8 protein-coding genes and 1 pseudogene are annotated in these 10,024 nt (G+C 67.1%); 4 read left to right on the forward strand and 5 right to left on the reverse strand.

The features are described from left to right. Positions 1-3: 3 nt before the first annotated feature. Positions 4-438 carry a cellulose-binding domain-containing protein gene (locus AWC30_RS15125; RefSeq protein WP_085111057.1) on the forward strand — a complete coding sequence of 145 codons (435 nt, stop codon included), beginning with the start codon at positions 4-6 and terminating at the stop codon, positions 436-438. A 42-nt stretch (positions 439-480) separates the two neighbouring features. On the opposite strand, the gene AWC30_RS15130 is transcribed toward AWC30_RS15125, so the two are convergent. Then, complete coding sequence (locus tag AWC30_RS15130; RefSeq protein ID WP_085111058.1) at positions 481-1,749, reverse strand: HNH endonuclease signature motif containing protein; 1,269 nt, start codon at positions 1,747-1,749, stop codon at positions 481-483. A gap of 215 nt (positions 1,750-1,964) precedes the next feature. Between AWC30_RS15130 and AWC30_RS15135 the strand changes: the two genes are divergently transcribed. Beyond that, positions 1,965-2,201 carry a type II toxin-antitoxin system Phd/YefM family antitoxin gene (locus AWC30_RS15135; RefSeq protein WP_085111059.1) on the forward strand — a complete coding sequence of 79 codons (237 nt, stop codon included), beginning with the start codon at positions 1,965-1,967 and terminating at the stop codon, positions 2,199-2,201. 20 nt (positions 2,202-2,221) lie between these two features. Next, on the forward strand, positions 2,222-2,620 hold the full coding sequence (locus AWC30_RS15140) for a type II toxin-antitoxin system VapC family toxin (RefSeq protein ID WP_085111076.1): 399 nt from the start codon (positions 2,222-2,224) through the stop codon (positions 2,618-2,620). 476 nt (positions 2,621-3,096) lie between these two features. On the opposite strand, the gene AWC30_RS15150 is transcribed toward AWC30_RS15140, so the two are convergent. Genes AWC30_RS15150 through arsM form a run of 3 tightly spaced genes read right to left on the reverse strand, consistent with a single transcriptional unit; the run spans position 3,097 to position 5,485 of the window. Continuing rightward, positions 3,097-3,588: an arsenate-mycothiol transferase ArsC gene (locus AWC30_RS15150; protein WP_085111061.1), complete on the reverse strand. Its 492-nt coding sequence runs from the start codon at positions 3,586-3,588 to the stop codon at positions 3,097-3,099. Further along, positions 3,585-4,697 (reverse strand): ACR3 family arsenite efflux transporter, encoded by a 1,113-nt coding sequence (arsB, locus tag AWC30_RS15155; RefSeq protein ID WP_372507209.1) that lies wholly within the window; start codon positions 4,695-4,697, stop codon positions 3,585-3,587. The genes AWC30_RS15150 and arsB overlap by 4 nt, the downstream gene beginning before the upstream one ends. Then, positions 4,694-5,485, reverse strand: a complete 792-nt coding sequence (arsM, locus tag AWC30_RS15160) for an arsenite methyltransferase (RefSeq protein ID WP_085111063.1) — start codon at positions 5,483-5,485, stop codon at positions 4,694-4,696. Before arsM ends, arsB begins: the two co-directional genes overlap by 4 nt. An 89-nt stretch (positions 5,486-5,574) precedes the next feature. On the opposite strand from arsM, the gene AWC30_RS15165 reads away from it, so the two are divergent. Then, positions 5,575-5,958: an ArsR/SmtB family transcription factor gene (locus AWC30_RS15165; RefSeq protein ID WP_085111064.1), complete on the forward strand. Its 384-nt coding sequence runs from the start codon at positions 5,575-5,577 to the stop codon at positions 5,956-5,958. Between the two features lie 133 nt (positions 5,959-6,091). On the opposite strand, the pseudogene hrpA reads toward AWC30_RS15165, so the two are convergent. Next, positions 6,092-10,020 (reverse strand): annotated as a pseudogene (hrpA, locus tag AWC30_RS15170) (ATP-dependent RNA helicase HrpA). Positions 10,021-10,024 lie beyond the last annotated feature (4 nt).

Raw genomic sequence — 10,024 nt, forward strand, 5'->3', positions numbered from 1 at the left:
GCTATGACCGGGCTGCGCGATGTCGTGAAAAGTTGGGCCACAGTGCTTCACGTGGCTTTCGCGGCGCTGCTGATCGGCTCGTTCAGCCTGATAGCCACCCCGGTAGCCCGCGCCGCTGCGGCGACGGCGACGTTGTCGGTGACATCGACCTGGCAGACCGGATTCATCGCCAGTTTCAGCATCACCAATTGGAGCGGCGCGCCGCTGACCGACTGGCGGCTTGAGTTCGACATGCCGGTGGGGCAGTCGGTTTCGCACACCTGGAGCAGCAGCATCGCGCAGTCGGGCACCCACTTCGTCCTGACTCCCGCAAACTGGAACCGCATCATCAAGCCGGGGGACACCGCCACCGGCGGTATGCGCGGAGTGCTGTCCGGAACGTACTCGCCCCCGTCGAACTGCTTCCTCAACCGGCAGATTCGCTGCACCGTGCAGTAGGCAGAGTGGCTCGAGTACCAGTCGCGCACCCGCCGGCGCCGTTTAGTTGTCGGGTGGGGGGTGGGGTTGGTAGGGGTCGTACCACCACCAGTCGGCGTTTTCGCCGAGTGGGCCGGAACACGGGGGGACCGCCGGGGGTGGGCCGGTGGGGGTTCGGGCCAGCGATCCGCGGCGCAGGGGGTGACCGTCGGCGTCGGCGACCTGTAGTTGGTCGGCGGGGCCGGTGATGGTGAGGCCGCCGCTATGGTGCAGGCGGTGGTGAAACGGGCAGAGCAGCACCAGGTTGGCCAGCTCAGTGGGTCCGCCGTCTTCCCAGTGCACGATGTGGTGGGCATGCAGACCGCGGCTGGCCCCGCACCCGGGTACCGCGCAGGTGGGCTGGCGGGCCTCCAGGGCGCGGCGTAGCCGGCGGTTGACGGTGCGGGTGGCCCGCCCGCACCCGATCGGGCGCCCATCGCGTTCGAACCACACCTCCGCGGTGGCATCACAGGTCAGATAGCGGCGTTCGGCGTCGGTGAGCAGCGGACCCAGATGCAACCCGGCCAGCTTCTCTTTGACGTCGAGGTGCACGACCACGGTGGTGCGCTGCCCCTGCGGGCGCGCAGCCGCCTCGGCGTCCCAGCCGGCGTGCACCAGGGCCATGAACGCATCGACGGTGGTCGGCATCGGCGGGCGCCCGCTCGCCTTCTCCGCGGTGGGCTCCCCGGTGGGGTCGGTGTCGTGGTGATCGCGGCGCCACCGGCTCACCAACGTGTCGCGATGGGAAGCCAGCGCCGACTCGAAGACCGCGGAGTCGGTGTGCGCCAAGGTGATGCGCCAGAAATCGAACTCGCCGTCACCGGTCTTGGTGATCGCAGCGTGGCGACGGGGCCGATCAGGCTCCGGGCGCGGCTCCAACTTCACCGCGGTCCGCAACTGCGCGACGGTGGCGATCTCCACCAGTTGCGCATAATGGCCATCGCAACCCGCGCCCGCCCCGGCCCGCTCGGCGATCACCGCCACCTGATCCAGCGAACAGCGGCCCTCTTGCAGGCTTTGAGTGCAGCGCGGCAACTCCGCTGACCGACGCGCCACGGCGGTCAACCGCTCGGCATTGCTCGGCGAAGACCCGGTCTTCCACGCCACCAACGCCGGCACCGACCGTGCCCCCGTCGACCCCCACAACCCGTCCCGGTCGATTTCGGCCACGATCGCCACGATCCGCCCATCGATCGCATTACGCTGACCGGTCAACTCCGCCAACTCCGAAAACAACGCATCCAACCGCCCGGCCGGAGTCCCGGCGGGAGTAGCGGCGGCGGTCGACGACATGACCCCAGCCTCCTCCGAGGGTCTGACAAAAGATTGGCGCGAGATCTCCCAGGAGAGGGGAGGTCGATCGCTCGGGAGAACGGGCAGGTCAACCGAGCGCGGGGCACAATCCCCATTCGTTCCTACCGGTAACTCGATTCCTGCATATTCTCTCGCGCGAAACAGCGCGCTTAAAGTGCGGTACATCTATGTCTCACCGGTGATACACTGGGAACATGGCTACGGTCACGGTGCGCGAACTGCGCAACACTGGAGGAGACGTTCTGCGTCGTGTCGAGCATGGCGAGCGCATCGTCATTACGCGGGACGGCACACCCGTCGCCGAACTACGGCCGCTGCCGCGCTCCAGTGCGCCGCCCGCCGAACTGATTCGTCGCCGCAAGAATCTTCCGCCGGTGAACCCGGATGCCCTCCGGCGCGACATCGACAACCTCATCGACCCGTCGCTGTGACTCAAATCCAGAGCCGGGGGATGCTGGATACCTCCACGGCGATCCTGTTGGGTCAGATTCCTGACCCGGCCGAGCTCCCCGGCGAGTCGGTGATCAGCGCGATCACGCTGGCCGAGCTGTCCGTAGGTCCACACGTCGCCAACGATGACGCAGAGCGCAGCGCCCGGCAGCAGCACCTACAGCAGGCCGAGGCCGATTTCGACGTCCTGCCGTTCGATGGAGATTGCGCTCGGGCGTTTGGAGCCGTAGCGGCAGCGCTGCGCGCGTCGGGGCGCAAGCCGGCTGCGCGCGCCTACGACGCACTCATCGCGGCCACCGCAATCACGCACGCACTGCCGTTGTACACGTGCAACCCCGCCGACTTCGCAGGAATCCCGCGACTGGAATTACGGTCAGTCACACACCCGCATCACCGATAGGGCAACGCTGAAAGGTGTTGGGAAACGACATGATATGCAGTGGTTAACTTGACATAATGTAGCTTATCGGCAGATCGGTGGGCTGGGCCTTGTCCACACCGACCGATAAAGTAGCGCTCTTCGCTTGGCGCGGAGTCATTCCGGGAGACGTCGATGCCCGACCTCATCACCCGTCGCGAAGCTGGCGCGGCTGCGCACGATGCAAACCCCATCAGCGCAACGGAACCGCCGGCCGCTCGGACAACGATCCCGTCGCCGGCCGACGGCTATTGGGGCGCGCCCGCCGCTACTCGAGTCGCAGCGTGGAGCACGACTGCGCCACGAGGCCGGGCTCAGACCGGCCCCCCCGCAACGAGCGTCGTAGTAAAGCTGCACCCCGCCATTTCGTCACTGTGACGTTTTGCGAGGGCGGTGGGCAGTGGTGGGCCCCGGGCCCGCCTCCGCTCACGGTGCGCCGGGCCCGGTCGGTTTTCTTATTAGATCGGAGGCTGACCGGCTTGTAGCGGTGACCTGGTCGGCGGCGCTACCTGTTCCGGAGATGGCCCCGTGTCCTTGGGCACGAGTTTGGCGATGAGGGCCTGGACCCGGTTGGCGATGTCGTCGCGGATGAGGCGCATGCGTTCGATGCCGTCGATGCCGCGGTGAGAGGGCTCGTCGGTTTCCCAGGTTTCGACCGGGATGGTGACACCGGGGTCGAGTCGAGCTTCGGTTCCGAGGACCACCACGAGGTCGGCAGACCGGATCAGACTGTCGGTCAGCTGGGTCGGTTGGTGGCCGGTGATGTCGACACCGATTTCGTTGATGACTGCTGCGGACAGTGGGTTGACACCGGTCTTGGCGCGAGTGCCCGCCGAAAGGGCATTGACACGCGCCCCGGCACTACGCCGCATCAACGCTTGTGCCATCACGGATTTACCCGCGTTGCCCACGCAGACGAACAACACCGTGGGAAGGGCCTGGTCGGTCATCGTTGGTCCAGCTTGGCCGGCGCGGGCGGCGAGGGTGCCACGATTTGGGTGAAGCGTCGGCGCAGGGCCAAGGACACGTAGATCAGACCGACCAGCACCGGTACTTCGATGAGCGGGCCGACGACTCCGGCCAGGGCTTGCCCAGAGGTGACGCCGTAGGTGGCGATCGCCACCGCGATCGCGAGTTCGAAGTTGTTGCCGGCGGCGGTGAACGCCAGTGTGGTGGTGCGCTCGTAGCCGATTTTCAGGGCAGCGCCGAGCAGGTAGCCGCTCGCCCACATGAGGGCGAAGTAGGCCAGCAATGGCACCGCGATTCGGGCGACATCGCCTGGTCGAGAGGTGATTTGGTGGCCCTGCAAGGCGAACAGGATGACGATCGTGAACAGCAACCCGTACAGCGCCCAGGGGCCGATGCGAGTCAGAAACCGCGAGTCATACCAATCGCGGCCTTTGGCGCGTTCGCCGAGGCGGCGAGACAAATACCCGGCCAACAGTGGGATACCGAGGAAGATCAGCACGGACTTGGCGATCTGCCACACCGAGACGTCGATCCCGCTCTGTGGCAGGCCCAGCCAGCCGGGCAGCACCGACAGATAGAACCAGCCCAGTACGGCGAACATGACCACCTGGAAGACCGAGTTCAAGGCGACCAGCACCGCGGCGGCTTCACGGTCCCCGCACGCCAGGTCATTCCAGATGATCACCATGGCGATGCAACGGGCCAACCCGACAATGATCAGCCCGGTGCGATATTCGGGCAGATCGGGCAGCAACGTCCACGCCAGAGCGAACATCAACGCCGGCCCGACCAGCCAGTTCAATACCAGCGAGGACCCCAGCAGCTTGCGGTCGGCGGTGACCTCGCCAAGCCGGTCGTAGCGGACCTTGGCCAGCGGCGGATACATCATCACCAGCAGCCCGAGCGCGATCGGCAACGAGATCCCGTCGATCTCCACGGCGCCCAGTGCTTCACCCAGGCCGGGCACCACCCGCCCCAGCGTCAGGCCGGCGGCCATGGCCAGCCCGATCCACACCGGCAAAAACCGGTCCAATGTCGACATCTTGGCGGCCACTGCGGATCCAGCAGACGCCACGGCGGTGTCGCTCATCCGCAGCATCCCGCGTCGGCCTTGCTGGCGCGGATGATCGCGCCGTGCATTCCTTCGGCGATTTCGTGGGTGAACTCCACAGTGGCGTCGGTGAATCCGACCGCGGCCAGTCCGTCGAGGTACTCCTGGCGTGACAGTGCCCCGGCGATGCAACCGACGTAGGAGCCGCGTTCGGCGCGCTCGGCCGGGCTCAGGTGGTCTTCGGCGACGACGTCGGAGATCCCGATCCGTCCACCGGGGACCAGGACGCGAAACATCTCGGCGAGCACGGCCGGTTTGTCGGCCGACAGGTTGATCACGCAGTTGGAGATCACCACGTCGACGGCGCAGTCCGGCAACGGGATGTCCTCGATGGCGCCCTTGCGGAACTCCACGTTGGTGGCGCCGGCCTTGGCTTTGTTCTCCTCGGCCAGCGCGAGCATTTCGTCGGTCATGTCGATGCCGTACGCGAACCCTTGCGGGCCGACTCGGCGGGCGGAGAGCAGCACGTCGATACCGCCACCCGACCCCAGGTCGAGCACTCGTTCCCCCGCGCGCAGTTCGGCGATCGCAGTCGGGTTGCCGCAGCCCAGACTGGCTTCAACGGCCGTGATGGGCAACTCGGAGTGTTCGTCCGAGCCGTAGAGACCCGCGCCGAAGATGACGCCGACATCGGCCGAATCGCTGGATCCGCAACAGCTCGCTGCGCTCAGTACGTCGCTGTTGGTGTCGCCACTGCGCACCGCGTCGGCGGCGGCACCGTAGCTCGCCTTGACCTGGTCGCGCAGTGCGTCATGTTCGGTGGTCATTCGTCTCACTTCCATTCATCGACAAGAGTCTATGGATGCAGTCTGCACGATCCATCGATACTCGTCAATACGTGTGGCATACTGGGGTCATGCCCGCCGCGACCGCACCCCCGACCGAACCCGACGGCTTGCCGCTGGCCGCAGACTTTGCGGCGTGCTGCAGCCCGATCACCGACGGCGTGCTCGACATCGTGACCGCCGAGCGGTTGGCGGGTGTACTCAAGGCGTTGGCTGAGCCGACCCGGCTGCGGTTGGTCTCGCTGATTGCAAGCCAACCGGGTGGCGAGGCGTGCGTGTGCGACCTGACCGCCCCGGTGGACCTGTCCCAACCGACGGTGTCACACCACCTCAAGACCCTGGTCGACGCCGGCCTGCTTGAACGAACCCAGCGCGGCAAATGGGCCTACTACCGACTGGTGCCCGCCGCCCTGGAAGCGCTGGGTGGGGCATTTTCCCGCGCTGGCCGTTCCTGAGACGTGCCCCGTTTGCGCTAGACACCTCAGCCCTCTGGCACTTGGGCCGGCGCACTGGGCGACCGCCCCAGTCGAGCCCGGTGACCCTACGTCACCGATGACCCGCGCACGCGGTGCCACCGTCGGCCAGATGTCAACGGAAACCATCGATAGCCCGGAAAATGCGCTGCGGGCTGACCGGCCGTGGTGTACCGAGCTGCTGGGCCCACAGGCTCACTCGCAACTCCTCGATCTGGCGTGCGATGTCGCGAACGTCGGCACCGAGCCGTCGGTCGGGAGACAAGGAGTCGAGCAGTTCGCGGTAGGCATCCGCCACGGCGTGCACGTGAGCCATCCGCTCCCGGTCGGCAGCGATCTTGTGCGGGAGCTGTTCGAGGCGACGCCGAATCGCAGCCAGGTAGCGGGTCAGATCGGCCAGGTGTGCGCGGCCGGTGGCCGTGACGAATCCAGGTGCCAGCAACCGGTCCATCTGGGCGCGAACGTCATCGATCGCGTCGCGCTGGGCGGGCGACGGTTCGACCGGCAACAGCAGTTGTACCTCGCGGGCTGCGGCCAACACCTTTTCGACGCGGCCCACGATGTCCACGGTGGTCGGCACCAAGTCTTTCCCGACGCTCGTCTGCAGGGCGATGAATCCGTCCCGGCTCCACACCGGTTCGCCGACCAGGTCGGCGACTGCGGCGTCGGCGCAGTCCTCGATCAACGCTGCCAGCGAACCGTCGGGATTTGCCGCCAGCGCCAGCCGCATAGGCGAACCCAGTTGCCGCTCCACCGCTTTGACCGGCGAGGCCAGCCTGCACCGCAGCAACCTCCGGGTTCCCGGTGCCGCGACCACCTGCTGTTCGGCCGCGGTGGCAAAGACTCGAAGATCGACGGCGGCACCGGTGTCGACGAACGCCGGGTAGCCGCGTACCGTGCGTCCATCCACCTCGCGTTCCACCACGCGAGGCACGTCGTCGAGACCGTCGGGCCAATCGCGTAGCCCCCGGCGTTCCAGCTCGCCGGCCACCGCGCCGGCGATCGCGACCCGCGCCGGCTCGGCCAACCGTTCCTGCAACGCACCGAGATCGGTCCCCCGGCCCAACTCACGGCCGTCAGCGGACTCCACCGCGAACGTCAACCGCAGGTGCGACGGCAACGCGTCCAGGTTGAAGGCGTCGACGGGCACCAGTATCCCGGTGCGACAGTGTAATTCGCGCTGCACCGCCTCCAGTAACGCTCCGTCGTCCGGCTCGATCGCCGCCAGCACGGCGCGAGCGGTGTCCGGCGCGGGAACGAAATTGCGCCGTAGATTTTTCGGCAGCGAGCGGATCAGAGCGGTGACCAGTTCCTCGCGCAGAGCCGGAACCTGCCAGCTGAACTCCGCACCGCCGAGCCGGGCGAGCACATCGATCGGCACATGCACCGTCACCCCGTCGTCGGCGGCGGCGGGTTCGAAGCGATAGGTCAGCGGCAGCGCGGTATCCCCGAATTGCCAGCTACTCGGGCGGCCATCGGTGACGGTCTCGGTGGCGCGCAGCAGGTCATCGCGAGTCAGGTTCAGTAGCGTCGGGGCCTCCCGGGATTGCTTCTTCCACCATGAGTCGAAATGCCGCGCGGATACCACCCCGTTCGGGATGCGGGCGTCATACAGGGCGTACAGTTCGTCGTCATCGACCAGCAGGTCGCGGCGGCGCGCTCGATCCTCGAGTTCTTCCAGTTCGGCGCGCAGGCGCGCGTTCTCCGCAACGAACCGATGATGGGTGCGCCACTCCCCCTGTACCAACGCATGACGGATGAAAATCTCTCGCGCCACGGCCGGGTCGACGTCGGCATAGCCGACCCGACGTCGGGCCACCAGCGGGAGGCCGTAGAGCGTCGCCCGCTCGAAAGCCAATACCCGTCCTCGTTCAGCGTCCCAGTGCGGCTCACTGTAGCGGCGCTGAACCAACTCCCCCGCCACCCGTTCGACGACGTCGGGGTTGATCCGGGCCGCGGTCCGTCCGTAAAGCCGGCTGGTTTCGACCAGTTCGGCCACCATCACCCATCGCGGCGGCCGCTTCGCCAGGACCGATCCGGGTACCAGTGCGAACCGCGCGTTGCGCGCGCCCAGGTAGTCGCGTCCGTCGACATGACGCATACCGACATGCGATAACAGCCCGGCCAGCAATGCCGCATGCAACCGCGCCCGGTCAGCGGGCTTGTCCCAACCGACACCGGATTCGCGCAGACCGAGATCGGCGGTGATACCGCGAAGTTGACCGACCAAGTCCTGCCATTCCCGAATCCGCAGGTAGTGCAGAAACTCGTCGCGGCAAAGTCGACGAAAGCCGCTGCCGGACAATTCTTTACGTTGCTCAGTCAATATCTCCACAGATTGAGGTAGGCGAGGAAATCGGATTCCTCGTCGGCGAACCGAGCGTGGCTGGCCCGGGCCGCCTCCTCTTTGTCGGCCGGGCGTTCCCGTGGATCGGGGATCGTCAGTGCGGCCACCACAACCAACACCTCCCGCAGGCAGCCCTCGGTGTCAGCCGCCAGGATCATCCGCCCCAGCCGCGGGTCGACCGGCAGGCGGGCCAGTCGGCGCCCCACCCGAGTGATCTGCCCGGCCGGGTCGAAAGCACCGAGTTCCTGCAGCAGTTGCACCCCGTCGCGGATGCTGCGCGCATCCGGGGGGTCGAGGAAGGGGAAGCTCGCGATATCACCGAGTCTCAGCGCGGCCATCTGCAACAGCACTGCGGCAAGGTTGGTGCGCAGCACCTCCGGGTCGGTGTAACGCGGGCGGCCGGCGAAATCCGCCTCGGAATACAGCCGGATGCACACCCCCGGCGCCGTGCGGCCGGACCGGCCGGCCCGCTGTGCCGCTGATGCCTGCGAGATCGGTTCGATCGGTAATCGCTGCACCTTCAGCCGCCGGCTGTAGCGCGAGATGCGAGCGTTGCCCGGGTCGATGACATAGCGGATCCCGGGCACCGTCAGCGAGGTCTCAGCCACGTTGGTGGCCAACACCACCCGGCGCGCAAACCGCGACCCGGTCGGGGGCGCGAAAACTTTGTGCTGCTCAGCGGTGGGCAGTCGGGCATACAGCGGCAGCACCTCAAGGCGGTGGTAGCCGCGCAACGCCTCGGCGGTGTCCCGGATTTCACGTTCGCCGGAGAGGAAGACCAAGATGTCGCCCGGTGGCTCGGTCAGCAATTCCTCGACCGCGTCAACGATCGCCTCGACCTCGTCGCGAGCGTGCGTCCGGGTAATCGGTCGGTCCGGGTCACTGGTGCCGCCGGGACGCTGGGTGGTCGCGACGGCGGTGACCGGGGTCTCCAGCGGGCGGTATCGGATCTCGACCGGGTAGGTCCGACCGGAAACCTCAATCACCGGCGCCCCGGAGAAATGCGCCGCAAAGCGTCCCGGCTCGATGGTCGCCGACGTGACGATCACCTTCAGATCGGGCCGGCGCGGCAGCAGCCCGTGCAAGTAGCCGAGCAGGAAGTCGATGTTCAGGCTGCGTTCATGGGCTTCATCGAGGATCAACGTGTCATAGCGCAACAACTGACGGTCGCGTTGGATATCGGCGAGCAGGATGCCGTCGGTCATCAGCTTGATGAGGGTACGGTCGCTGACCTTATCGGTGAACCGGACCGTGTAGCCGACGATGTCGCCCAGCGGGCTGCCCAACTCGTCGGCGATGCGCTCGGCCACGGTCCGGGCGGCCAACCGCCGCGGCTGGGTGTGGCCGATGGCGCCGCGCACACCGCGGCCGATGTCCAGACAGATTTTTGGCAGCTGGGTCGTCTTGCCCGAGCCGGTCTCGCCGGCGACCACCACGACCTGGTGTTCCCGGATCGCCGCCGCGATGTCGTCGCGCCGGTCGCTCACCGGCAGATCGGGGTAGCTGATCGTGGGTGCGGCTGCGCGCCGCGCGGCGATGCGCGTCTCGGCGTCGGCGATGTCGTCAGCAAGTCGCCGCACCGCATCCGGGGGCGCGCCACGAAGCTTTTTCAGCCGCCTGCCTAAACCTCGATCCGTGGACTGTCCTCGCTGATGTGTTGAGGTATGGCTTTCGTGACTGTTCCGGGCTGGAGGCATGGGG

The sequence above is a fragment of the Mycolicibacillus trivialis genome (assembly GCF_002102395.1).
In the GTDB taxonomy this organism is placed as follows: Bacteria; Actinomycetota; Actinomycetes; order Mycobacteriales; family Mycobacteriaceae; genus Mycobacterium; species Mycobacterium triviale.

Coding starts and splice junctions, on each gene's coding strand:
- AWC30_RS15125 (WP_085111057.1), top strand. CDS start 4: ATGACCGGGCTGCGCGATGTCGTGAAAAGTTGGGCCACAGTGCTTCAC.
- AWC30_RS15130 (WP_085111058.1), bottom strand. CDS start 1,749: ATGTCGTCGACCGCCGCCGCTACTCCCGCCGGGACTCCGGCCGGGCGG.
- AWC30_RS15135 (WP_085111059.1), top strand. CDS start 1,965: ATGGCTACGGTCACGGTGCGCGAACTGCGCAACACTGGAGGAGACGTT.
- AWC30_RS15140 (WP_085111076.1), top strand. CDS start 2,222: ATGCTGGATACCTCCACGGCGATCCTGTTGGGTCAGATTCCTGACCCG.
- AWC30_RS15150 (WP_085111061.1), bottom strand. CDS start 3,588: ATGACCGACCAGGCCCTTCCCACGGTGTTGTTCGTCTGCGTGGGCAAC.
- arsB (WP_372507209.1), bottom strand. CDS start 4,697: ATGAGCGACACCGCCGTGGCGTCTGCTGGATCCGCAGTGGCCGCCAAG.
- arsM (WP_085111063.1), bottom strand. CDS start 5,485: ATGACCACCGAACATGACGCACTGCGCGACCAGGTCAAGGCGAGCTAC.
- AWC30_RS15165 (WP_085111064.1), top strand. CDS start 5,575: ATGCCCGCCGCGACCGCACCCCCGACCGAACCCGACGGCTTGCCGCTG.